Here is a 22,055-nt window from a genome sequence, read left to right on the forward strand (position 1 = left end):
AGTTCTATTACCGCTGCGCCTGAGCGTGCCCTATTTCTTCATCGCACCATCGACGCTCCATATCCCTGCACCGCGCGTGGCTATGAGCAAGAAGATGAAGCAGTAAAGTGCGATGGTTTCGCCGCCATTGGCGATAGGAAACAGTCCCTTTGATCCATGCACCATCCAGTAACCGACGGCAGCCATGCCGCTGGCGACAAAGGCCGATGGGCGGGTGAACAACCCGATGGCGATCAAGGTTCCTCCGACCAGCTCGATCGCGCCAGCCGCCATCAGCATGGGGTTGAGCGGCATCGGAAACTCGACCGGGAAATTGAAGAATTTTTGCAGCCCATGATCGATGAACAACAACCCGCTGACGATACGCAACACAGCATAGGCTTGCTCGCTATAGGCATCCAAAAATTTCATTATGGCCTCCCTTCTGACTCCCTTAGTCGGGACGAATGGCTAGGCTATGACGGAATGGCGATAACGGCAAGCCCGGCCGAGAGCTGTCGCTATCGCGGAAGCAGGGGCCTGTTAGGACGCGGGAAGCTGGGCAAGCAGATCTTGCACCTGCTTTACATCGTCGCCCTGTGCGGCTTCGGTGATGCTGTGCGTATCCGTCTTTTTCGCGTTCGCCCCTTGCGCGAAGGGATCGTCGCCGAACGCCGCCTGGGCAATCGCCTCATCGCTGTTGGCGGGAGGCGCTGCGCTTTGCTGTGGCACCGAGCAATAGGCGAGCAGGCACATTGACGCCGCAAACCACAGCGCGCGCCAGCGGCTGACAAAAACGGTGGTGATTCGCGGTCCGAACATGCGGCAATTGTGCGCCCCAATGGTTAAGAGAAGGTGCGTAGGCCGACAACACCGCCCTCCTTCCGAGCCTGAACGGACAAGCTTCAGCGTTCTTTTCGCTGTCTTAGTGCATCGCTCCGCGATAGCGTGAGACGATGAGCTATATTTTGAACCGCCTCGGACCTGCTGCACAATGCCAGAAATATCTGTCGTTTCTCCGGACGGCTATTCTGATCCCGATGGGGAGTGAAATGATCACAAACGTCCGCGCCCACCCATGCTGACCGTCGAAACCCAGGTGGCGACGCCATGGCCCGAAACACTCGACTGGGACGCCCGCGCGTCCGAGGCCGTCGCCGCGGTGTTGAGGATGACGCCTTATGCGATGCTGGCCGACGCCGCACCGCTGGTCGAAATCGCGGTGCGCCTGTCCGACGATGCAGAGGTGCAACGGCTCAATCGCGATTTTAGGGGCAAGGACAAGCCGACCAATGTCCTGTCGTTCCCGCAAGTGCAGCCAGACCTGCTCGACATGCTGGCAAACACCGATGACGGCGAAATTTTGCTGGGCGATATTGTGCTGGCGCGCGAAACCTGCACCCGCGAGGCGGAGGAAAAAGGCATCAGCTTTGTCGACCATGCGACCCATTTGATGATGCACGGCGCGCTGCATCTGGTCGGTTATGACCATCAGGATGATGTCAGCGCGACGACAATGGAAGAGATAGAGGTGAAAGCGCTTGCATCGCTGGGCCTCGCCAATCCATATGCGGACGCCAGTTGAGGCAGTTTCAAACGGGATAATTTCGCTAGCCATGCCGGACGACCAGGGATCATCGAACCGAACGGAAGACGATAGTAGCGCCGGACTGTGGGCGCGCTTGCGTACCCTGTTGTTTAACGGAGCTAAAGAGCCCAGCCTTCGCGAACAAATCGAAGATGTCATTGATGAGGCCGAGGAAGAGGCCAGCACGGGGGCATCGTCAGACAGTGCGACGGGCGATCTGTCCCCCATCGAGCGCAAGATGCTGCGCAACCTCCTCCACTTCGGTGAACAGACAGTCGACGATGTCGCGGTGCCGCGCGCCGACATCATCGCCATTCCCGAAAGTGCGGCTTTTGCCGAACTGGTCCTGCTGTTTGCAGAGGCCGGGCATAGCCGCTTGCCGGTTTATCGCGAAAGCCTCGACGAGGTGATCGGGATGATCCACATCAAGGATGTGTTCGTCGTGCTGGCCGAAGGGCGCGACCCGCCTTCGTTGTCCACGCTGATCCGCCAGCCGCTCTATGTCCCGCAATCGATGGGCGTGCTCGATCTGCTGGCAGAAATGCGCGCCAAGCGGACCCATTTGGCCATCGTCATTGACGAATATTCGGGGACCGAGGGGCTTGTGACAATCGAGGATCTGGTCGAGGAAATCGTTGGCGAGATCGAGGATGAACATGACGACGAACCCACGGCCTTGATCGTTGCGTCCGAAGATGGCTGCTGGGAAGCCGATGCGCGCGCTGAACTCGACGATGTCGCTGAATTTATCGATCCCCGCCTCGCCGAGGTCGAAGAAGATGTTGATACGATCGGCGGCCTATCGGCTGTTCTGGCGGGTCATGTTCCGGAAGTAGGCGAAGTCCTTCTCCACTCCAGTGGCTGGCGATTGGAAGTGACCAAGGCCGACGAACGGCGCGTGCATCATTTGCGGCTGCATCCGCCGCTGGTCGTCGATCTGGAGGCTCCGGTCAGTCGTTCGAACGATTGACGACATTATAGGTCAACGCTTCCTTCAGCGTCAGGCAGCGGCGGGTTGAGCGGTTGCCATCGGCCGAGGCGACCGCCTTTTGCTGATACATCACATCGGACAGCAATTTGCGCGAAACGCCCATGCGGATCAGGAAATCATTGTCCTCGGTCGCCATCAGTGCGCTTTCCTGTTCGACGTCGCCGATCAGTTCTTTGGTCGCATCCGTTCCTAGTGCAACGCTCGACTGGATCGCATTGCGGTCTCCCGTCATGGTGAACATATGGACCATGAAATGACCGCCCGGATCGATAATCCGCGCCCGTCCGCCCATAAAGACGAAATTGCACGCGCTGAAACAGGTCCATCCCGCCGGGATGCGCGTGATGACATCTTTTTCCAGCTTGCGAATGATCATGCCCGCCGCATTGCCTGCGCGGGCGCTGCCGCCCGGCGACCGCAGCCATATCTCACTGATCGCGGGATTGTCAGCCAGCACTTTGGTCAGCCGGTCAGGAAGCCCCGCATCGACACGTCCTTCGGCCAGCAGGATGGTTTCGCCGCTGCGCTTGAAGGGCGTCAGCACCATTGTTTTATATGTGGACCAGCTTGGTTCTGTCGGGCAGGTGGGATTATCGGGGTCCATGCCGGGTGCCGCCGCCGCGCTGCACGCCAAAAACGCGCTCAGCAAAGTCAGTGATTTCATCCAGCGGCGCATCCGCTCTCTCTCCCGCTCTCGTCGCCGGTCAATTAGGACTGACCATTTGTAATGATATGCGATTGGCCGACGCAAGACAATGTCGCCCCTATGCCAGGGGTGGTGCGACTGTGACCCAGCGCATTGCCCGACTTGCGGGTGGAGGTCATAGGGGTTAGCGATGCAAATGGGGGTTTGGTATGGATATGGCTTGGCGACATTGGATGACGTCCGTTACGGTCGGAACGTTGCTACTCTGTGGCGGCGCGGCGGCCCATGCGTGGCAAACCACTGATAGCGATCCCGTTGCCGGCGCAACCGTACCCGTTGCGGCGGGGGAGGGTGACAAGGCCTATGTTCCGCCTTCCGCAACAGAGCCGCAACTGCCCGAATTTCCGACCCGGCCAATGCTCGACACCGCAAGCTATCCCGACTGCCGCGATGACTATCAGAAGATTGAGGCCCCGTTCGACAAGGCGGCCGACATCAATAGCTGTACCGTCAAGATTGATGCCTATTACCAAGAAAAAATGCTGCCTTATCGACAGGCAATGATCGTCTATCAGGACCAATTGTCGGCGCTTTATTCCGACAAAGTCGGCGGCAATATGCATTATTCTCCTCAAACGCAGGACGCCTTCTATAAAAAGATGATGGCCGAACATGCCGCGTCCGACCCCGAAGGCGCGAATCTTGCCGCCTATCGCGGTATGGAAGCGCAATATCAGACCGACCGCGCTTATCTGGCCGACCGCTTTTGCTTCAACACCGGCTGTAATGGCTATCCTGTGCCGGTCTATGCCGCCAAGCCAGCCGAGAGTGAAGTCGCAGCCGAAGATGCAAAGGGCAAGAACGGCGGCAAGAAAGTCGCACGCAAAGACAAAGACGACAGTGACAAAAAATGTAAAAGGTCGCGCAAACGCGGCGGCGCTTTGGGCGGCCTGCTGGGCAGCGTCGCGGGTAACGCGGCGGGGCTGAAGGGCGTCGGCACCGCTGTCGCGGGCCTGTTCGGAGCGGTGCTGGTGCGCGAAATCGCCTGTCAGCTCGATGAAAAAGAACAAAAGGTCGCCGCCGCTGCAACGGTCGAGGTAACCGAGAAAGAGGAAGTCGGCGCGACCGCCAACTGGACCAGCCCGACCCGTGAGGGCGTCGGCGGTTCGTCAACGATCACCGCGCTCAATACCGAGCCCAACGGCAGCAAATGCCTGTCGATTACCGACATTGCCATTATCGAGGGTGAGGAAACCCGCGTGTCAAAGCGGATGTGTCGCAAGAAAGCGGGCGAACCCTATTCGATCATGGCGTGACAGCGCCGACCCTTACGGGCTAGCGGCTCGGGATGGTCGGACCGGCGCGATATGATTGCCTTTGTCGCGCAATAATATTACCGCCGGGTCATGGAAATGTCGGACCTGCGCATCGCCCTGTTTAGCGGCAATTACAACATGACCGTGGACGGGGCGAACAAGGCGCTCAATCGTCTGGTCGACTATCTGCTGCGTCAGGGCGCGGCAGTGCGCGTCTATTCACCGACGGTCGATGACCCTGATTTTGAACCGACCGGCGATCTGGTCAGTGTGCCGTCGATGGCGATTCCCAATCGCCCCGAATATCGCATTCCGTTGCACCTGTCGGGACGGGTGCGCGAAGACATGATGCAATTCGCCCCCAATATCCTGCACATTTCCAGTCCCGACCGCGTATCGCGGCAAGCGGCAGCGTGGGCACGGCGGCGGCGGCTGCCGGTGGCCTGTTCGGTTCACACCCGCTTTGAAACCTATTTCCGCTATTATAATCTGTCCTTCCTGGAACCGATCATGGTGGCGTGGCTGCGGCGGCTGTACCGGCGCTGTGACGCTCTGATCGCGCCGTCCGAATCCTTCGCTCAGGTGCTGCGCGAACAGCGGATGAACTATGACATCGGCATCTGGACGCGCGGCGTGGAGCGCGACATTTTCCACCCCGGTCGCCGCGATCTGGCGTGGCGACAGTCCTTGGGAATCGCTGAAAATTCTCCGGTGATTGCTTTTTTGGGCCGTCTGGTGATGGAAAAGGGGCTCGATGTCTTTGCCGATTCCATCGACCAGCTGAACCGCCGCAACGTGCCGCATGATGTGGTGGTGATTGGTGAAGGCCCGGCGGGCGACTGGTTTGCATCACGGCTGCCCAAGGCCAAATTTGTCGGCTTTCAGGGTGGTGCGGATCTGGCGCGCGCGGTTGCGTCCTCTGACATGCTCTTCAACCCCTCGGTTACCGAAACCTTTGGCAATGTGACGCTGGAGGCGATGGCGTGCGGCCTGCCTGTTGTCGCCGCCCGCGCCACCGGCAGCGCCAGCATCGTAAAGGATGGCACCACCGGCTTTCTGGTGTCCCCCGGATCGATCACAAAATTTGCCGATCGGCTCCAGCTTTATTGCGAAGATGGAGCAATTCGGGCCGAGCATGGGGCGGCGGCGCTACTGGAAAGCAGTCAATATGAATGGGATGCCATTAATCAGGCCGTAGCCGACACCTATATGCGCCTGATCCGCCAAAAGCAGATGAAGCCGAGATGACGGGGTGATGGCTGATGATCTGTTTCCTGCTGAAATGCCGACAGACGGCACACCGGACGATCATCAGCGGCCCCTTGCCGAACGATTGCGACCGCGCACATTGGCCGAAGTTGTCGGGCAGGAGCATCTGACCGGCCCTGATGGGGCTATCGGCCGCATGGTGGCGGCGGGGCAATTGGCCTCGATCATTTTGTGGGGGCCGCCCGGTACCGGGAAGACGACGATAGCGCGCTTGCTTGCCGAAGCTGTCGGGATGCGTTTTGCCCCGCTTTCGGCAGTCTTCTCTGGCGTCGCCGATCTCAAAAAAGTCTTTGCCGAAGCAGAAAAAATGGCGGGTGCCGGGCAACGCACGCTGTTGTTTGTTGACGAGATTCATCGTTTCAACCGCGCCCAGCAAGACGGGTTCTTGCCCTATGTCGAACGCGGGACGGTCGTGCTGGTCGGGGCGACGACCGAAAACCCCAGCTTTGCCCTCAACGCGGCGTTGCTGTCGCGCGCGCAGGTGCTGGTGCTGCATCGGTTGGACGAGAGCGCGATGGCGACCTTGCTGGAGCGGGCTGAGGAGGAAACGACGAGCAGCTTGCCATTGACGGACGGGGCACGCGAGGCGTTGATCGCCAGTGCTGATGGCGATGGTCGGTTTTTGCTCAATCAGGTGGAGACTTTGCTCGCGGCGAATGTGACCGGGCCGCTCGACCCCGCAGCGCTGGCGCAACTGCTTCATCGCCGGATGCCGGTGTATGACAAGGATCGCGACGGTCATTACAACCTTATTTCCGCGCTGCATAAGGCGATGCGCGGATCGGATGCACAGGCGTCGCTTTACTATCTCGCGCGCATGTTGGTTGCCGGAGAAGAGCCGCTTTATGTGCTGCGGCGCATCACCCGCTTTGCCAGCGAAGATATCGGCCTCGCCGATCCGCAGGCGCTGGTGCAATGCCTCGCTGCCAAGGACGCCTATCAGTTTCTGGGGTCGCCCGAGGGAGAACTGGCGATAGTGCAGGCCTGCCTCTATTGTGCGACCGCCCCCAAATCCAACGCGATTTATGCCGCGCAAAAAGCAGCGTGGAAAACGGCGCGGGACACCGGCTCGATCGCGCCGCCCGCGAACATCCTCAACGCCCCGACCAAGCTGATGAAAGATTTGGGTTACGGCTCCGGTTATCAATATGACCATGAGGCAGTGGATGGATTTTCGGGCGACAATTATTGGCCCGACGACCTGGCGGCGCAGGGTTTTTATGTCCCTACCGACCGGGGCTTTGAAAAGCGCATCGGCGAACGGATGGCGTGGTGGGCCGAACGTCGCCAGCCCCGTCCCAGCGAAGACTAATCCATCGGGGGGTAGCGTTCAAAGACCGGAAGCTGATCGAGCTTTGCCATCCAGCCAATGCGCTCGGCGGTCTGAATTTGCGCCTGAGCCGGGATCAGGGCGGGGTCATCGAGCGTTGCCGATTGCACATCAATCATCCCCGGAAAAATGGCGTCATTTGTATAGAATAGTCCTGTGCCGCAATCGCCGCAAAAATGACGACGGCCATGCTCTGACGAAACATAGATTTTGGGTTCGCCCGACACCTGAAAGTCGCTTTGCTTCACCAGCGCCCACCCCACCATCGGCGCACCCGAATGACGGCGGCAATCCTGACAATGGCACAGCGCATGATGCTCAACCTGTGTCGACATGGAATATCGAATGGCACCGCAATGGCATTGGCCTGCGGCGGTTTCCGAGGATTGAGTCATGTTGTCCTCCTGAACAAATGGGTGGAGAACATATAGTAAACAAAGTGCAGAGTCGAGATGTATTTTCGGCGAGGTTTATCCGGCACACTCGGCACGTGAAAGCGCGCGTGAAGCCTATTATCTTAACCCGAAATTAGGCATGAATGTGCAACGCCCGTCCAGATGAATGAAAATCAGCAAATCGGTGCGCAAACGCTAAGCGATCAGACATCGCGGGCGAGTATTTCTCGCCTGACGGTCGTGCGGTTTTCGGCGCTCATCGTCGCTGCACTTGTGTTGGCAAGGGGCTTTGGAGCGGATACCAGCCTGACCCTGTTCTTTCTGCATCGGCAGGATCTTTGGCTGTTGCTTGCTGGCGTCATGCTGCTTGCTCTTTGCACTTTGCGACTGCGCGGTTCGAACGCAGAGTTTTCGGGTAGCTGGCGCTTGGCCATGCTCGTTGGCGGCGTGATGGCATTGATTGCACTCGCCGGACATTATTGGGTGCTGTCCGGATATGACATGAGCCGCGACGAGCAAATGGCGACCTTTGACGCCAATGTCTTTGCCAGTGGCCACCTTGTCGCGCCCCTGCCTGTGTTCTGGCGCGATCATGCCGACGCGCTCAACACCATGTTCATGTATCCTGCCGAGCATCGCGGCGCGTGGGTTTCTGACTATCTTCCCTTGAATGCTGCCATCCGGGCGATCGTTGGGCTTGTTGCGCTGCCCGCGCTGACAGGCCCGGCCATGCTGTTCATTGGCGCACTGGCTTTGTGGGGCTGCATTCGGAAGATTTGGCCGGAAGATCGCGAGGCGGCAATTGTCGGATTGCTCCTTTATTTTGGGTCGGCGCAGACTCTTTTTAACGGTATGACCGCCTATGCCATGCCTGGGCATCTCACGCTAAATCTCGTGTGGTTGTGGTTGTTTCTGCACCGCCGAATAGCGATGGACAGTGTCGCGTTGGCTGTGGGCTTTGTAGCCGTCGGCCTTCACCAGCCACTTATGCATCCCATGTTCGCCGCACCGATCCTGTTTTTATTGTTGCTCGAACGGGACTGGCGACGCGCTGCCCTCTATCTTGTTGGTTATGCGGCGATAGGTCTGTTTTGGTATAGCTGGCCGTATTGGATCGCGCCGATGGTGAGGGCGGATGCTCTGGCGGAGTTGGGCCAAAGCGCCAACATCGATTATCTGGCTCGTTTGCTGTCGGCCGTCACAAAAAACGACGGCTTAAGGTGGGCTAACATGCTGTCCAATCTTTTGCGTTTCGTGGCATGGCAGCATCTTTTGCTAATCCCATTGATGCTTGTTGGCGTTGCAGCGGTGCGAAAGAATAAATTGGCGGCTGGGTTGCTCGGCAGTGTCTTGATCACCATCGTCATAATGACCGTAATTTTGCCCTATCAGGGCCATGGATTTGGTTATCGCTATCTTCACGGCGTAATCGGCAATGTGATCTTGCTCGCCATTTATGGCTGGAAGCAATTGCCCGGATATATTGGTCAATGGCGAGTGCTACTGGTTCGCACAACGGTTGTCGGCGGCATCCTATTGTTGCCGCTCCAAGCATGGATGGCACATAGTTTCTATGCACCTGTCGCGTGGTTATCGGCACGGATCGATCGGACAGCCGCTGATTATGTTATGGTCGGCAGCCAAGATGTTTCCTTCTCGGCCGACCTAGTAGTTAATCCGCCCTTTTTGAACAAAAAACCTGTTCGTCTGCTTAGTGACAATATAGATTCTGCGATGATGCGGTCTCTTTGTGAACCATCTGTTTCGGTGGCGCTTGTTGGCAGCACGGCGTTTATGCCCATCGCGTCATATTATGGCTTTCACGGCCCTGTGATTGTCGATAAAACCAATCGAGTATTGGCTCGGCGGCTCAGATACGCGGGTTGTCAGGTCGTTTTTATCAAATGATGATAAGACTCAGATGTTGATGACTTCCTCGATTAAATCAACGTAGCGCCGCGCCATGACGGGTAAGCTAAAATTTTCTATTACCGCTTCTCGCAATGCCTGAGGCTTTGTTTTCTTTGCTAAGGAAGAGATGATCGCTTCTTTCCACAAGGATACGATATTTGACGGCCAATCTAGATTGATTGGCAGGACTGCTTCAATCGGCAGCATGGGATGTGCCGCGCTGGTGCTGGTGATAACAGGAGTGCCGCAAGCGAGACTCTCAGGCACGACAAGTGGTGCGCCCTCGGTATGGGCAGGCACAATCGTAACACGCCCGCGTGCATAGATTCCTGCGATTTCGGCTGCGTCCGGCTGTTCAATCACAATGACGTTGCCGCCCTTCGATTGTTGCGGCAACGCCGGACCATAGCCGGCGCAAAGAAACATTGTTTCTGGCATTGTCGCTGCTAGGCGATTGATCAGGCCGATCCCTTTTTTTTCCACGAACCGACCGACGAACAGCACATCAATATCGCGGGCTATATCCTGAAGTGAAAATGCCTCTGTATCGATCCCGTTTTCGATAACAGTGATTTCTTTGGCGGCAGCCAAGTCAATCAGGCTGTCCCGCTTTGCCGCCGTAACGGCGACGCAGCGCGTGGCTGAACGCAGCGATGGCCCCAATATTGCACGATTGGCAAGGGATTGGGCAAGTCGCATTGGAAGTGACGGACTATGCACCCAACCTGTGTGCTTGATCAAGATTGTTGGGATCGCTCGTCTTTGTGCGGCCCACTGCGCAATGAGATTGGCAATATAGAGATTGTCGTGCAGCAAAATGACGTCGCTTTGCCGCGCCGCCGTCATAAGCGAATGAAGGTCGCTGGGGTGAGGAAACAGGATAGGCAAGCCGGTCGCACGTTCGATTATCGAACTGGCTCGTAGTTCCAGCGTTGTATAATTTGCGTCTGTGGGACTCTGTCCATGCGCAGCCAGTGTGACGTCGAAACGTGAATCCTGAGCTAGCCTGCACGCCAGATCGTCGGCAACGCGTTCAAGCCCCCCTCCATGGCCGATGAAATGACTGGCGATCATCAGGACTTTCGGCATATGCCCTTATCGGCATTATCATAAAAATGGAAAGCGATTGTTGTGATTACATGCGGATCATGTTTGTGACTGTTCCGGCGTCGTCAGGTGGATTTAGACAGGTGAGTGCAAGGCGGTGGAGCGGTGCGATCTGCGCCATGCTGTTCGCTGTTTTTCTGATCATCCTTGTCATGCATTTCGGCACACTACGCTTGCAGGACATTGCGCAACCTATTCGCGAACATGGAGTGACTTTATTTATCGTTGCGACGGTTTCGATCGGCGGGCAGGCGGCTCTCAGCGCAATCAAATGGAGGCTGTTGCAACAACGTATCGCCGGTCCGGGCGGCTTGGTTGTCGGTCTGTCGACGTTGATCTTTTACTCAGCATTCGGGGCGCTCGTGGGCCAGCTTATCCCCATTTTCATAGCCAATAGTGCAGTCCGAGGCTTGGCTACACGGTTACATCTCGACGGCAGTTTCGTTCAGGGCGCGAGTCTCACAGTCTATGATCAGTTGTTCGACGTTGCGATCCTCTTACTATGTGCCATTTTTTGCTTGAGTCTGTTCATGGCAGGTTCTTCGCCTGGCGCGATCATTACATATCTCGCGCTTGCAATGGCAATTTTTCTACTGTTCGCGCGACATCTTTTCCGCCAGATACCCCTACTGCGTTTGGCTTTGTGGTTGCTGCCAGCTGCCTTGCCCGGCGCTGGCAGAGCGAAGGGTGCGCTACAGTTCGCGCATGACAGGGGACTCGATGCGCCAGACGTGGCGACATGGCTGACTCAGCTTAGCGTCTTGCGCTATATTTTTGTGGGACTCCGCTCGGTCATCGTTCTGCTGCTCGTGGCGCCGATGTTGACTCCTGTTACGGCTTGCTGGGGGTTTGCTGTTGTGCAGGGGTCGGCTCTTGCAGCTTTGACTCCCGGAAATATGGGTATCACCGAATGGGGCTGGGCCGCAGTCGCGCAATTGCTCGGTATCGCCGTCGGGCCGGTGATCTTGGGAATATTGGCGCTGCGGGTCATCGCTGTGCCCGCAACATTGGCGATAATGTTGTTAGCCATGCCTGGAACGTTCCGAAGGTCGCAGCGGCAAGGTGCCGGTGATAACGGTTCAAAGCCCTAGACGGTTCAACCATGGCCCACAATTGCATGGACACCAGACAACTCAAGATATCGCAGTAATTTCGCTTCTTTGCGGCCACGGGTGACGGTGTCCAGGATTAGGCCGCTGAACAGGCTGAGCGATGCCAAGATCATGGTCCCTGTTGCCAATATTGCGGTTGGAAGACGCGGGACGGTGCCGGATGCCATAAATTCGGTGATGACCGGATATCCGAGCATCATCGAAAGGCTCAGCAAGACCAATGCTGCTGCTCCGAACAGAAAAAGCGGACGTTCTTGCTTCAGCAATGTGGCGATCGTCCACAGGATGCGAATGCCATCTGAAATCGTGTTCAGTTTGCTTTCGGACCCTTCAACCCGATCCTTGAATCGCGTTGCCACTTCCGCGGTCGGCATTTCAAGCTGCAGGGCGTGGACCGTCAGCTCGGTTTCAATCTCAAAACCCTGCGACATCAGCGGGAAGGATTTGACAAAGCGGTGCGAAAATACGCGATATCCGCTTAACATGTCGCTGAATCCGCCGCCAAAAATTGTGCGCACAAGTGAGGTGAGCATCCAATTTCCAAATCGATGGGCAGGGCGATAGGCGCTGCCGCCGGGGTCGATCCGTGTGCCGACCACCATGTCGAGGCCGCTGCCGACCAGCTTGTCAACCAAGTCCGGGGCGGCCGCCGCGTCATAAGTTTCGTCGGCGTCGCACATGATGTAAATGTCAGCCTCGATGTCGGCAAACATCCGACGCACAACATGGCCCTTGCCTTGGCGAGGTTCGCGGCGGACTATGGCGCCGGCGCTACGGGCAATTTCGGCGGAATTGTCTGAACTGTTGTTATCATAAACATAGATTTTGGCGTGGGGGCACGCCGCACGAAAACGCTCAATCACCGTGACAAGGGCAAGCCCTTCATTATAGCAGGGCAACAGAATCGCAATGTCGAGGGGTTGCCCTTCGACCCGGGAAACGCCGACGGGAGCGAACTCCCCAATGCGCGTGTACATGTTCACAAAAGAAAACCCCGCCAATCGCCAACAATTCGTTTCCTCTTGCTAAAAGCGAATGGTTAACAAGTCGTTGTTCCATGGCGGAGAAGCGCCGTCCACAGCGGCGTAATGCGTCGCAGGATCAGCGGGTACTAATCCCCCAAATCGACGTCATGGGCGTCGGCCCACTCCTGATACTGACCGCGCGGGTTCGCCGTGGGGTGGGCGAGTATGGCTGGCATGTCCTTGCGCAGCGTTGCCAGATCGAGCGAGCGGATCATGGCTTTGACGGGGCCGACACCGGCGGGTGTAATCGACACGCGTTCAAACCCCAGTCCGAGCAGCGCCATCGCCTCCAGTGGACGCCCGGCCATTTCGCCGCATACGCCTAGCGCGACCTTTGTCCCTGAAACGGTTGAAACGACGCGGGCGAGATAGCGCATGACGATCGGGGACAGCCAGTCATAGCGTTCGGCCAGCCGGGGATGGGCGCGATCGGCTGCAAAGAGGAACTGGGTGAGGTCGTTGGTGCCGACCGACAGGAAGTCGAGGTGCGGCAACATCAGATCGAGCGTTTCGAGCAGCCCCGGAACTTCGAGCATGGCACCATAGCGGATCGCGGCAGGCAGTTTCTTGCTATGGCTGACCAACCAGGCGCGTTGCCCGATAAACAGATCGCGTGCGGCTTCATATTCCCATGGCTCCGACACCATCGGAAACATAATATTGAGAGTGCGACCGGCGGCGGCCTCTAGCAAGGCACGCGCCTGCACCTTTAACAATCCTTCGCGCTCGAGTGCCAGACGCAACGCGCGCCAGCCCATCGCCGGATTTTCCTCGGTCTCGTTGTCGACGCGCATATAGGGCAGCGACTTATCGCCGCCGATGTCGACAGTGCGGAAAATGACCGGGCGGTCACCCGCTGCGTCGAGCACATCGCGATAAAGCCGTTGCTGCTTTTCGCGCTGGGGTAGAGTTGCCGACACCAGAAACTGGAATTCGGTCCGGAACAGGCCGATGCCGCTCGCCCCCGTCAGATCCAGCGCGCCGACATCTTCGCGAAGACCCGCGTTGATCATCAATTCGATGGGGTGGCCATCCTTGGTAACCGCAGGCAAGTCGCGCAACATGGCGAGGCTTGCCCGCCGCTTTTGCGAAATTTCCAGCTTGGCATCAAAGGCATCGTGAACGCCGTGGGTAGGCCGGACATGCAAAGTGCCGGCTGTGGCGTCGACCAAGAGCATATCACCTTCGCGAACGACGGTGCGCACATCGCGGACCCGCCCGATCACCGGCACGCCCATGGCGCGGGCGACGATGATGACGTGCGAGGTCAGCGATCCTTCTTCGAGCACGACGCCCTTCAAACGCCGCCGGTCATATTCGAGCAGTTCGGCGGGGCCCAGATTGCGCGCAATCAGGATGGAATCCTGTCGCAGTCCCATTTGCGCCGCGGTCCCCATCTGGCCCGACACGATGCGCAACAGCCGGTTCGCCAGATCCTCCAGATCGTGCATCCGGTCGCGCAGCAGAGGGTCGTCAATCTGGCGCATCCGCATACGGGTGCGTTGCTGCACGCGTTCGATGGCGGCTTCGGCAGTCAGCCCGCTGTCGATCGCTTCGTTGATGCGCCGCGACCAGCCTTCGTCATAGGCGAACATTTTATATGTCTCGAGCACCTCTTCATGCTCGCCGCCTGCGCCGAAATCGGCCTGACTCGCCATGCGGTCAATCTGCTCGCGCATCTTGTCGAATGCGGCATAGACGCGGTGGCGTTCGGCCTCGACATCGTCGGCGACCGTATGATCAATGTGGACACGGGGCTGGTGATAGACGGCGACGCCGGCGCCCATGCCGTTGACCAGCTTTTGCCCGGCCAACTGTTGGCTCGATTGATCGGCCTCTGCTGCGTCGATGTTGGCGGTGGTATCAATCAGGTCGGCGTTGGCGATCAGTTCGCTGATCACCATCGCCACGGTTTGCAGGGTTTCAATCTCTATATCGTCATAGCGGCGCGGGTCGACATGCTGGACGCACAAAACACCAACCGCGCGCTCGCGACGAATGATCGGAACCCCGGCAAAGCTGTGGAATAATTCTTCGCCCGTTTCGGGACGATAGGAAAAGTCGGGATGCGCGGCGGCTTCGTCGAGGTTCAGCGTCTCGATCTGTGCGGCGATGGTGCCCACCAGACCCTCGCCGGTCGCCATGCGGGTCACATGGACGGCCTCTTGGTTAAGGCCGCGGGTGGCGAACAGTTCCAGCGTGCCTTCGCGTAGCAGATAAATCGAGCAAACTTCACTATCGACACATTCGCCGATCACGTTGACGACCTGATTGAGCTTGGCCTGAGCGTGCGTGCGTGATGCCATAACCTCGTGCAGTCGGGTCAGGATGTTCCGCGCAGACTGGGCCGCTGAAGACGGAGGGGGAGGGGCGTTGGTCATGGCCCATCCTGCTAACAGATGCGAAGTCGCAACGCTATTGCCCGACGCGAAATTCCCGCGTCCGTTCTAGACCGATCTATAATACGCCCCGGTCAGCGGCCGCTGCTTGGGGGGAGGGTAGTATCAGGATCGACAGGGGTCAGCGGATTGGCCGGTGCCGCCGCGACCGGCGGTGCCGGGGCATAGCGGGCATCCCATGCCGCAGCGTCGGTCTGATATTTGGCATAGGCTTCGTAAAAATCGACAAAGGGTTGGTCGATTTGCGCCAATTGGGCGGCGGCATTGTCGACCAGGGCGGAACTGGGCGATGTCGCCACGATTTGCGCCAGCTCATTGGCTGTCTTGCAAAAGGCTGCCTGGGCGGGCGGCTGGGCGAAATAGTTGAACAATTGGGTCGAAAGCCGGTCGCGCGCCGCCTTGCCGTTGGTTTTGGTCTCGCGGCCCAGCTCTTTGATAACCGAATTTTCGGTCGCCCGGATGGTGCTTGCGTGCTTTTTGACGATGTCGTTATAGGCTGACACCAGCGTGGCCTCTTCCAGCCCGCGACAGCCGATTGCCGCGACGTTCAGTCCGATGCGAAGCTGCCAAAACGCACGCTCGCCGGTGAGCCCGCTGTTCGCGGTAATAAAACGCCCATCAATTCCGCGCCCGGGCAAAATCTGAGTCAGAGAAGCATTGCCGGGAGGCAGGGGGCGATAGGGGGCGTAAACGACCGGCGGCTTTGGTGGCGGCGCTGGCGGTAATGGTGGTGGCGTCGGCGCGCAGGCGGCAACACTTGCCAGCAGGCCCACCACAAGAATCTTACCCCAGTTATTCATCAATCACTCCCCCGCCCCCATATCTGGCGGATATAACCCAATGCCCGAAATCCAGCGTTGTTATTATGCCGAATCAGCCTCGTGCGTGCAATGCGCTGTCGGCCTGTTGCACCAGCGATGCGATGATTGACTCGACCGTCTCTTCCGATGTTACCATACCGACCGATTGACCGGCCATTAACGAGCCATTTTCGACGTCGCCGTCGATGACAGCGCGGCGCAATGCGCCCGCCCAATAATGTTCGATCTGCAGCTGCGCCTCGGTCATGTCGACTGCGCCGCTGTCGAGCAAATTGGCAACTTCCCGCTGCTTGGCGGTGAAGGCTTCGGTGCCCCCATTTTTGAGCGCACGGACCGGAATGACGGGAAGCCGGGGGTCGATCTGGACGCTGGAGACCGCTTCGCGGGCCGATGCGCGCATGAAGGCGCGTTTGAAGTTGGGGTGAGCGATGGATTCGGTTGCACAGACAAAGCGCGTGCCCAGTTGCACCCCCGATGCCCCCATTTCCAAATAGGCGGCAATCGCCTCGCCGCGTCCGATACCGCCCGCCACAAAGATCGGCACTTCTTCGGCCAGTGTCGGCAAAATCTCTTGCGCCAGAACATTGGTCGATACGGGGCCGATATGCCCGCCTGCCTCCATCCCCTCGATCACCAGTGCATCGACGCCCGAGCGGATCAGCTTTTTGCCCATGGCCAGCGTCGGGGCAAAGCAGATGACTTTCGCCCCCGATGCCTTGATCGCTTCCAGACTGCCCTTGGGGGGCAATCCGCCCGCCAGAACGACGTGGCCGACCTGATGCTTGGCGCAGATGTCGATCAGGTCGATCAGTTGCGGGTGCATGGTGATCAGGTTGACCCCGAACGGCTTGGTCGCCAGCGCCTTGGTCGCGGCGATTTCACTGTCGAGCAATTCGGGGGTCATGGCGCCGCACGCGATGACGCCAAATCCGCCCGCATTGCTGATCGCGCTGACCAGATTGCGTTCTGAAACCCAGCTCATCGCCCCGCATAATATGGCATAATCGCTGCCGAGCAATTCGCAGCCGCGCGCCATTAGGGCCTGGGTTTTGGAGCTTTGGGTCATGCGTGAAAATCCGTGAACAGCAAAAAAGGAGCAGCGACGGGGCTTTAGGCGCTGGAGCATAGGGCAGCAAGCGGCAATGGCGAGTACCCCGCCGCTACGCGCGCGGATAGATGGAGATGAGGATTTGAGCGCCGCCTTTAGGTGAGAGCGGCTAGTCGGCGTCCAGTCCATAGGCTGTGTGCAGCACGCGCACCGCCAGCTCGATTTCATCCTCGTCGATCAGCACGCTGACTTTAATCTCGCTGGTCGAGATCGCCTGGATGTTGATGCCGCGATCGGCCATGGCGCGGAACATGGTGCTGGCGACACCGGCATGGCTTTTCATGCCGACCCCGACGACGCTGATCTTGGCGACCTTGTCGTCGCTGAGGATGCGGTTGAACCCGATCTTGTCCTTGGCGGCTTCCAATATGTCGATGGACCGGATCAGGTCTGCACTGGGGACGGTAAAGGTCACGTCGGTTTCGCCCTTGTCGCGGCCGACGTTCTGAATGATCATGTCGACATTGATGCCAGCGGCAGCAAGCGGGCCAAAGATATTGGCAACCCCACCCGGCCGGTCGGGCACGCGGGTGATGATGATCTTGGCTTCATTCTTGTCGTGGGCGATGCCGGTGATCAGTTGCCGTTCCATCTGCAATTCCTCTATTTCTGCGTCGCTGACGATCATTGTGCCGACACGCGGGGCTTCGTCGCCCTCGACAAAGCTGGACAGCACCTGGACACGGACGCCCATCTTCATGGCCAGCCCGACCGATCGCGTCTGCAACACTTTGGCGCCGACGCTCGCGAGTTCGAGCATTTCTTCATAAGTTACATAATCAAGCTTTTGGGCGCGGGCGACGATGCGCGGGTCGGTGGTATAGACACCGTCGACATCGGTATAAATGTCGCAGCGATCAGCACCCACGGCTGCCGCAACCGCAACCGCACTGGTATCCGACCCGCCGCGCCCCAATGTGGCCACGCGGCCATCGCCCATCAGTCCCTGAAAACCCGGAATGACCGCCACTTCGCCGCTGGCCATCGCGGCGGATAGCGCACCGGTATCGACATCGGTGATGCGCGCGCGCGAATGCGCCTCTTCGGTGCGGATCGGCAGCTGCCAGCCTAGCCAGCTGCGCGCGGGCGTGCCCATCGCTTGCAGGGTGAGCGCGAGAAGGCCCGATGTAATCTGTTCACCGGCGGCGACGACGACATCATATTCGGCCGGATCAAAGCGCGGATTGGCTTCGCGGCAGAAATTGACCAGCCGGTCGGTTTCGCCTGCCATCGCTGAAACAACGACCGCAACTTCATTGCCTTGTGCAACTTCGCGCGCGACCAGGCGCGCGACGGTTCGAATCCGTTCGGTGCCCGCCATGGACGTGCCCCCGAATTTCATCACAATACGTGCCATCTTGCCCCATTTCCTGTTGAGATTGCCCTTTGGCGCGGGGCGCGGTCCTGTTAGGGAAGCGCTATGGCAAATTCAAGCGCACAAGCAACGATAAACCCAGCCGAAGCCGCCCATTTCGGTGCGCTGGCGGAAGATTGGTGGAACCCGAAGGGCAGTTCGGCGATGTTACACCGGCTAAATCCGGTGCGTCTTTCCTATATCCGGCAGCAAATTGACGCGCATTGGCACGGGGATACGCGCGACCGAAGGCCATTGGACGGACGGAGCGCCATTGATGTCGGGTGCGGGGCAGGGCTGCTCTGCGAACCACTCGCGCGGATGGGCGCGGCAGTGACGGGTGTCGATGCGGCGGCAGAAAATATTGCGGCGGCCAAACTACATGCGGAGGGGCAGGGGCTCGATATTCACTATCATGCCGGCGAGCTGGCCGGGCTGGCGCGCGGCAAGTTTGATCTCGTGACGGCAATGGAAGTAGTTGAGCATGTCAGCGATCCGGCGGCCTTTGTGGGGCAGCTTGCCGAGCGGCTGGCACCCGATGGCCTGATGATCCTGTCGACCCCCAACCGCACCATTTTGTCGAAACTGCTCTTGGTCGAGGGCGCTGAGCGGCTGGGCATGGTGCCGAGCGGAACGCATGACTGGGATCAATTTCTGCGTCCTGAAGAACTGACCGCGCTTCTCGAAAGTGCGGAGCTGGAGGTCATCGATCGCACCGGTCTGTCGGCATCGCCCGCAAAGGGGTTTAAGCTCGGCGGTAGTGAGGCGTTGAATTATCTGGTTAGCGCACGATGGCCGACATGACGACCGGCAACCATAAAGCCGCAGATTCCTCTGGAAATCCCGTTTAGCGACGACAGCATTTCCAATCTTGGTAAGTTCCGTAAGCCATACAGCCGAGTGCAGGGAGCGACCAAAAGGCGCTCGCCGCAAATACGACAAACGGGTTGAGCGATGCGAAGGCCAGGATGCTGACGGACGCAGCGACACCAACTGTGACAAATCCGGAAAACCAGATCGGCCAGAATCTATTGTGGGTTAGGGCGAGAAAAAAGACATAGAGTAGAATTGAAGAATCGATTGGAATGATATAATATAAATAGAGTGGAAATTCTGCGCTGCTTTGAAAATAATGAGTCAATGCAGTCGAAAAAATCAAAAACAGGCAAAATCTGCGCTCCGATAAACTGCCATAGAACGACGTTATCGCGAGCGCAGATAGAAGATAGAAATAATATGCAATTTGTATCATTCGTTCGAATTCGTAATCAACTAGCTTGTGAATTGCCGTTGTTTAAAATTTTCTGATTCAAGAGTCGCCGAACTGGGCAATCCGCCCGGGCAACCGAAACTGGTTTCATTCAGATTGCTCTTGCGTTGAATGTGTTGCAGCTCCCCTAGCGCTTTGATCAAATCGGTGCGCCCTGCCACTAGATGCGACATACTATCAGTGACGGCCTTCATTGCGCCTTGCGTCACACCCGCAGGCAGTTCCGAAGCGGTTGCGGCTTCGACGATACTGGCGGCCATTCTGGCTTGCGCAAGGAATGTTGCATCGACCGATGTCATTGTCGCCTGCGTGTCAGCAGCTACCACGCCACCAACCGATTTTTCGATATTGTGCATCGAATGTCTCCCTGTGTCGATATTGACGGTTGATGCTTTCGAAAAAATTTCATTGGCTGAAAAGCTGAACTATGCCCGCAATGGTTATAGTGATTGCGGCAAACGCCATGGTTGCTGCGGTTGCGACTAGTGTGATGTGCAGGATCCGCCGCGTCTTGCTGTCGCGGTTGGCTCGCCCCCCGAAGGGCGGCAACAACGAATGATTTTGCCCGCTCGTATCAATAAGAGTGACGGAATATTCCGGTCTGGCATCGTCATTATGTCGATTATTACCGGCTATCGTCGGTTGCGCGTTTAAAACGCAGAGATATTCTTCGGCGATCGCAAGCACTCTGGCAGCAATCGAGCGCGTCGAGCAGCCAAGCTTCTCTGTCGCAACATTCAGATGATTGTCTATGGTGGATGGGGATAGTGATAGAGTCCGTCCAATTTCTTTTGATGTCAGCCCTTGGCCGACGAGGGAAAGACACTCGCGTTGACGCTGGCTAAGGCGTTCGACCAATTCGGCGGCCTTGGCTGGCGATGGAAAATTTTGCTTCATTTCGGAGCATATTAGCTAGCTTTACCCAGCACCACAAAGATTAATGGTCGAAAAATGGTTGTATCTAGGCAGATCGCCTAGCCTGCCTGCGCCATTGGTAATTAATCGAAATCCGCGCGAATCTGTGGACAGAACGACGCGGCGGATTTGCCATAGCTCCGGAGAGTCATTGGATGCGGGGGCGTACCAATGGCTGCTTACTGTCCGACCAGAATTATCTGGTCGCACCCGCTATAACCCAGTCGTTCAAGAGATGGATCAGCGGAAAGGAGGGGGAGTTCGTAAATCGTTAAAAGTCAACTTCTTCATAATATTTGGGCGGCGTGATGACTTCCATCCGTTCGGCGAGCAGCGGGCGAAAGCTGGGGCGTGATTTCAGGCCTGAATACCAGCCCTTGGTCTGTTCGTGCCCGGTCCAGTCGATGCCGCCCAGATAATCGGCCACCGAAATATGCGCCGCAGCGGCCAGATCGGCGAGGCTCATCGTTGCACCAGCCAGCCAAGTGCGATGGTCGATCAGATAGTCGATATAATCAAGATGGGTGTTCGCGGCCTTCATCGCTTCACGCAGCGCCCCTCCGTCGGGCGGCTGGCGGTGAACGATGCGCTTTTGCATCCGTTCAAACAACAAGGGGCCGGTGACTTCAAAATAGAAATCCTGATCGAACCAAGCGGTCAGACGGCGGATTTCGGCGCGATTGGTGGCGGTGCCGTTGATCATCGCCTTGCTCTCGACCGTTTCGTCGAAATATTCGGCAATCGCCATACTGTCGATCAACGTGACACCGCGCGTCGTATCGACCATCACCGGTGTGCGTCCGGCGGGGTTCAGGTCGACAAATTCGTCGCGGCGCTCCCACGGCGATTCGCGTACCAATTCATAGCCGACACCCTTTTCGCCAAGCAAAAGCCGGATTTTGCGGGAAAAGGGGCACAAGGGATATTGATAGAGTTGCCACATGGCGCGCACATAGCGGCAGCGGGGCGGCGCGCGCAACGCTTATGACGTCCGTCATGACGTCAATTTAACGGAATCTAGCGGCGCGGGTCGCGGCGTTCCAGATCCCATTGCGCCTTCATGTCATGGGCCATGTCTTTGAGCACCGGCGCCAGTGCCGCGAGCGAGGCGGCCATGCGGCCCGCCATGCGCGTCGTCGCGTAGACACCATCGCCCAGCCTCTCGGCATAAGCGGGGTCATCATGTCCGGTGACTTCGCCGAGAGTGGCGTCGGCGGGAATATAGGCTGCACGCGATTCGGGATCGACCTGTCCGACCACAGCCGCGATGGAGCCGACATTGATCTGCATCAGGGCGGAGACCATGGCGGTAACAGTGTCGGCGAGGCGGCCTTGCATCGCCGGATCATTCAGCGCCGCAACGGCACCGGCGGCATCGCCATCGGCGGCTTGCGCGGATAGCGGTGCGAGAAGCGCGGCGAGAGGAAGGGCGACGACTGTCAAACGGGTCATGACGAAGCTCCTGTTCTGGGGCGCAAAAGGAGGCGAGGCGCCGGACCGTTGTCCGACGCCCCGCCTG

Annotated in this window: 22 protein-coding genes; 8 read left to right on the forward strand and 14 right to left on the reverse strand. The window is 58.1% G+C overall.

The features are described from left to right. Positions 1-30: 30 nt before the first annotated feature. Positions 31-411: a DoxX family protein gene (locus ACR3XE_RS05165; RefSeq protein ID WP_473698675.1), complete on the reverse strand. Its 381-nt coding sequence runs from the start codon at positions 409-411 to the stop codon at positions 31-33. A 111-nt stretch (positions 412-522) separates the two neighbouring features. Beyond that, on the reverse strand, positions 523-801 hold the full coding sequence (locus ACR3XE_RS05170) for a hypothetical protein (protein ID WP_473698674.1): 279 nt from the start codon (positions 799-801) through the stop codon (positions 523-525). A 256-nt stretch (positions 802-1,057) separates the two neighbouring features. Here ACR3XE_RS05170 and ybeY point away from each other — a divergent pair, with 256 nt between their 5' ends. Next, a complete protein-coding gene (gene ybeY, locus ACR3XE_RS05175; protein ID WP_473698673.1) occupies positions 1,058-1,564 on the forward strand; it encodes an rRNA maturation RNase YbeY in 507 nt (168 codons plus the stop codon). A gap of 31 nt (positions 1,565-1,595) precedes the next feature. After that, positions 1,596-2,537: a hemolysin family protein gene (locus ACR3XE_RS05180; protein WP_473698672.1), complete on the forward strand. Its 942-nt coding sequence runs from the start codon at positions 1,596-1,598 to the stop codon at positions 2,535-2,537. On the opposite strand, the gene ACR3XE_RS05185 is transcribed toward ACR3XE_RS05180, so the two are convergent. Next, positions 2,518-3,222 (reverse strand): COG3904 family protein, encoded by a 705-nt coding sequence (locus tag ACR3XE_RS05185; protein ID WP_473698671.1) that lies wholly within the window; start codon positions 3,220-3,222, stop codon positions 2,518-2,520. The two genes, ACR3XE_RS05180 and ACR3XE_RS05185, sit on opposite strands and share 20 nt — an antisense overlap. Positions 3,223-3,437: 215 nt before the next feature. Between ACR3XE_RS05185 and ACR3XE_RS05190 the strand changes: the two genes are divergently transcribed. The 3 genes from ACR3XE_RS05190 (at position 3,438) to ACR3XE_RS05200 (ending at position 7,101) form a co-directional block, all read left to right on the forward strand. Then, positions 3,438-4,520: a hypothetical protein gene (locus tag ACR3XE_RS05190; RefSeq protein ID WP_473698670.1), complete on the forward strand. Its 1,083-nt coding sequence runs from the start codon at positions 3,438-3,440 to the stop codon at positions 4,518-4,520. Between the two features lie 90 nt (positions 4,521-4,610). Further along, complete coding sequence (locus ACR3XE_RS05195) at positions 4,611-5,768, forward strand: glycosyltransferase family 4 protein (protein WP_473698669.1); 1,158 nt, start codon at positions 4,611-4,613, stop codon at positions 5,766-5,768. A gap of 7 nt (positions 5,769-5,775) precedes the next feature. After that, complete coding sequence (locus ACR3XE_RS05200; RefSeq protein ID WP_473698668.1) at positions 5,776-7,101, forward strand: replication-associated recombination protein A; 1,326 nt, start codon at positions 5,776-5,778, stop codon at positions 7,099-7,101. On the opposite strand, the gene ACR3XE_RS05205 is transcribed toward ACR3XE_RS05200, so the two are convergent. Beyond that, positions 7,098-7,514 carry a GFA family protein gene (locus ACR3XE_RS05205; RefSeq protein ID WP_486185957.1) on the reverse strand — a complete coding sequence of 139 codons (417 nt, stop codon included), beginning with the start codon at positions 7,512-7,514 and terminating at the stop codon, positions 7,098-7,100. The genes ACR3XE_RS05200 and ACR3XE_RS05205 overlap by 4 nt on opposite strands. Before the next feature lie 162 nt (positions 7,515-7,676). Here ACR3XE_RS05205 and ACR3XE_RS05210 point away from each other — a divergent pair, with 162 nt between their 5' ends. Then, positions 7,677-9,422 carry a hypothetical protein gene (locus tag ACR3XE_RS05210; RefSeq protein WP_473698666.1) on the forward strand — a complete coding sequence of 582 codons (1,746 nt, stop codon included), beginning with the start codon at positions 7,677-7,679 and terminating at the stop codon, positions 9,420-9,422. A gap of 9 nt (positions 9,423-9,431) precedes the next feature. Here the strand turns inward: ACR3XE_RS05210 and ACR3XE_RS05215 are convergent, their stop codons facing one another. Beyond that, the gene (locus ACR3XE_RS05215) at positions 9,432-10,514 is read right to left on the reverse strand and encodes a glycosyltransferase family 4 protein (protein WP_486185958.1); all 1,083 of its coding nucleotides are present in this window, start codon (positions 10,512-10,514) and stop codon (positions 9,432-9,434) included. 26 nt (positions 10,515-10,540) lie between these two features. On the opposite strand from ACR3XE_RS05215, the gene ACR3XE_RS05220 reads away from it, so the two are divergent. After that, complete coding sequence (locus tag ACR3XE_RS05220) at positions 10,541-11,623, forward strand: hypothetical protein (RefSeq protein ID WP_473698663.1); 1,083 nt, start codon at positions 10,541-10,543, stop codon at positions 11,621-11,623. A gap of 5 nt (positions 11,624-11,628) precedes the next feature. Here the strand turns inward: ACR3XE_RS05220 and ACR3XE_RS05225 are convergent, their stop codons facing one another. From ACR3XE_RS05225 to ACR3XE_RS05245, 5 genes are all read right to left on the reverse strand, one after another. Further along, positions 11,629-12,621, reverse strand: coding sequence for a glycosyltransferase family 2 protein (locus tag ACR3XE_RS05225; protein WP_473698662.1), 993 nt, complete (start codon positions 12,619-12,621; stop codon positions 11,629-11,631). A gap of 134 nt (positions 12,622-12,755) precedes the next feature. After that, positions 12,756-15,050 (reverse strand): phosphoenolpyruvate--protein phosphotransferase, encoded by a 2,295-nt coding sequence (gene ptsP / locus ACR3XE_RS05230; RefSeq protein WP_473698661.1) that lies wholly within the window; start codon positions 15,048-15,050, stop codon positions 12,756-12,758. Between the two features lie 92 nt (positions 15,051-15,142). Beyond that, positions 15,143-15,868 (reverse strand): hypothetical protein, encoded by a 726-nt coding sequence (locus ACR3XE_RS05235; RefSeq protein ID WP_473698660.1) that lies wholly within the window; start codon positions 15,866-15,868, stop codon positions 15,143-15,145. Positions 15,869-15,941: 73 nt separating this feature from the next. Next, positions 15,942-16,955, reverse strand: a complete 1,014-nt coding sequence (locus ACR3XE_RS05240) for an NAD(P)H-dependent flavin oxidoreductase (RefSeq protein ID WP_473698659.1) — start codon at positions 16,953-16,955, stop codon at positions 15,942-15,944. 151 nt (positions 16,956-17,106) lie between these two features. Then, positions 17,107-18,354 carry an aspartate kinase gene (locus tag ACR3XE_RS05245; RefSeq protein WP_473698658.1) on the reverse strand — a complete coding sequence of 416 codons (1,248 nt, stop codon included), beginning with the start codon at positions 18,352-18,354 and terminating at the stop codon, positions 17,107-17,109. A gap of 63 nt (positions 18,355-18,417) precedes the next feature. Here ACR3XE_RS05245 and ubiG point away from each other — a divergent pair, with 63 nt between their 5' ends. After that, on the forward strand, positions 18,418-19,155 hold the full coding sequence (gene ubiG, locus ACR3XE_RS05250; protein ID WP_473698657.1) for a bifunctional 2-polyprenyl-6-hydroxyphenol methylase/3-demethylubiquinol 3-O-methyltransferase UbiG: 738 nt from the start codon (positions 18,418-18,420) through the stop codon (positions 19,153-19,155). A gap of 468 nt (positions 19,156-19,623) precedes the next feature. On the opposite strand, the gene ACR3XE_RS05255 is transcribed toward ubiG, so the two are convergent. The 4 genes from ACR3XE_RS05255 to ACR3XE_RS05270 form a co-directional block, all read right to left on the reverse strand. Continuing rightward, positions 19,624-19,977, reverse strand: coding sequence for a hypothetical protein (locus tag ACR3XE_RS05255; protein WP_473698656.1), 354 nt, complete (start codon positions 19,975-19,977; stop codon positions 19,624-19,626). Between the two features lie 49 nt (positions 19,978-20,026). Beyond that, entirely contained in the window at positions 20,027-20,518 is a 492-nt protein-coding gene (locus ACR3XE_RS05260; RefSeq protein ID WP_473698655.1) for a helix-turn-helix domain-containing protein, read from the reverse strand. Positions 20,519-20,807: 289 nt separating this feature from the next. After that, positions 20,808-21,479 (reverse strand): glutathione S-transferase family protein, encoded by a 672-nt coding sequence (locus ACR3XE_RS05265; RefSeq protein WP_473698654.1) that lies wholly within the window; start codon positions 21,477-21,479, stop codon positions 20,808-20,810. 74 nt (positions 21,480-21,553) lie between these two features. Then, positions 21,554-21,988, reverse strand: coding sequence for a hypothetical protein (locus ACR3XE_RS05270; protein ID WP_473698653.1), 435 nt, complete (start codon positions 21,986-21,988; stop codon positions 21,554-21,556). Positions 21,989-22,055: the final 67 nt, after the last annotated feature.

The sequence above is a fragment of the Sphingopyxis sp. 10G20-10 genome (genome assembly GCF_057365075.1).

Excerpts from the sequence above, each read along its gene's own strand:
- ACR3XE_RS05170 (WP_473698674.1), bottom strand. The coding sequence starts at position 801 with ATGTTCGGACCGCGAATCACCACCGTTTTTGTCAGCCGCTGGCGCGCG.
- ACR3XE_RS05260 (WP_473698655.1), bottom strand. The coding sequence starts at position 20,518 with ATGAAGCAAAATTTTCCATCGCCAGCCAAGGCCGCCGAATTGGTCGAA.
- ACR3XE_RS05165 (WP_473698675.1), bottom strand. The coding sequence starts at position 411 with ATGAAATTTTTGGATGCCTATAGCGAGCAAGCCTATGCTGTGTTGCGT.
- ACR3XE_RS05200 (WP_473698668.1), top strand. The coding sequence starts at position 5,776 with ATGGCTGATGATCTGTTTCCTGCTGAAATGCCGACAGACGGCACACCG.
- ACR3XE_RS05255 (WP_473698656.1), bottom strand. The coding sequence starts at position 19,977 with ATGCACAATATCGAAAAATCGGTTGGTGGCGTGGTAGCTGCTGACACG.
- ACR3XE_RS05190 (WP_473698670.1), top strand. The coding sequence starts at position 3,438 with ATGACGTCCGTTACGGTCGGAACGTTGCTACTCTGTGGCGGCGCGGCG.
- ybeY (WP_473698673.1), top strand. The coding sequence starts at position 1,058 with ATGCTGACCGTCGAAACCCAGGTGGCGACGCCATGGCCCGAAACACTC.
- ACR3XE_RS05225 (WP_473698662.1), bottom strand. The coding sequence starts at position 12,621 with ATGTACACGCGCATTGGGGAGTTCGCTCCCGTCGGCGTTTCCCGGGTC.
- ACR3XE_RS05185 (WP_473698671.1), bottom strand. The coding sequence starts at position 3,222 with ATGAAATCACTGACTTTGCTGAGCGCGTTTTTGGCGTGCAGCGCGGCG.
- ACR3XE_RS05195 (WP_473698669.1), top strand. The coding sequence starts at position 4,611 with ATGGAAATGTCGGACCTGCGCATCGCCCTGTTTAGCGGCAATTACAAC.
- ACR3XE_RS05215 (WP_486185958.1), bottom strand. The coding sequence starts at position 10,514 with ATGCCGAAAGTCCTGATGATCGCCAGTCATTTCATCGGCCATGGAGGG.
- ACR3XE_RS05265 (WP_473698654.1), bottom strand. The coding sequence starts at position 21,479 with ATGTGGCAACTCTATCAATATCCCTTGTGCCCCTTTTCCCGCAAAATC.
- ptsP (WP_473698661.1), bottom strand. The coding sequence starts at position 15,050 with ATGACCAACGCCCCTCCCCCTCCGTCTTCAGCGGCCCAGTCTGCGCGG.
- ubiG (WP_473698657.1), top strand. The coding sequence starts at position 18,418 with ATGGCAAATTCAAGCGCACAAGCAACGATAAACCCAGCCGAAGCCGCC.
- ACR3XE_RS05235 (WP_473698660.1), bottom strand. The coding sequence starts at position 15,868 with ATGAATAACTGGGGTAAGATTCTTGTGGTGGGCCTGCTGGCAAGTGTT.
- ACR3XE_RS05240 (WP_473698659.1), bottom strand. The coding sequence starts at position 16,955 with ATGACCCAAAGCTCCAAAACCCAGGCCCTAATGGCGCGCGGCTGCGAA.
- ACR3XE_RS05210 (WP_473698666.1), top strand. The coding sequence starts at position 7,677 with ATGAATGAAAATCAGCAAATCGGTGCGCAAACGCTAAGCGATCAGACA.
- ACR3XE_RS05220 (WP_473698663.1), top strand. The coding sequence starts at position 10,541 with ATGGAAAGCGATTGTTGTGATTACATGCGGATCATGTTTGTGACTGTT.
- ACR3XE_RS05205 (WP_486185957.1), bottom strand. The coding sequence starts at position 7,514 with ATGACTCAATCCTCGGAAACCGCCGCAGGCCAATGCCATTGCGGTGCC.
- ACR3XE_RS05270 (WP_473698653.1), bottom strand. The coding sequence starts at position 21,988 with ATGACCCGTTTGACAGTCGTCGCCCTTCCTCTCGCCGCGCTTCTCGCA.
- ACR3XE_RS05245 (WP_473698658.1), bottom strand. The coding sequence starts at position 18,354 with ATGGCACGTATTGTGATGAAATTCGGGGGCACGTCCATGGCGGGCACC.
- ACR3XE_RS05180 (WP_473698672.1), top strand. The coding sequence starts at position 1,596 with ATGCCGGACGACCAGGGATCATCGAACCGAACGGAAGACGATAGTAGC.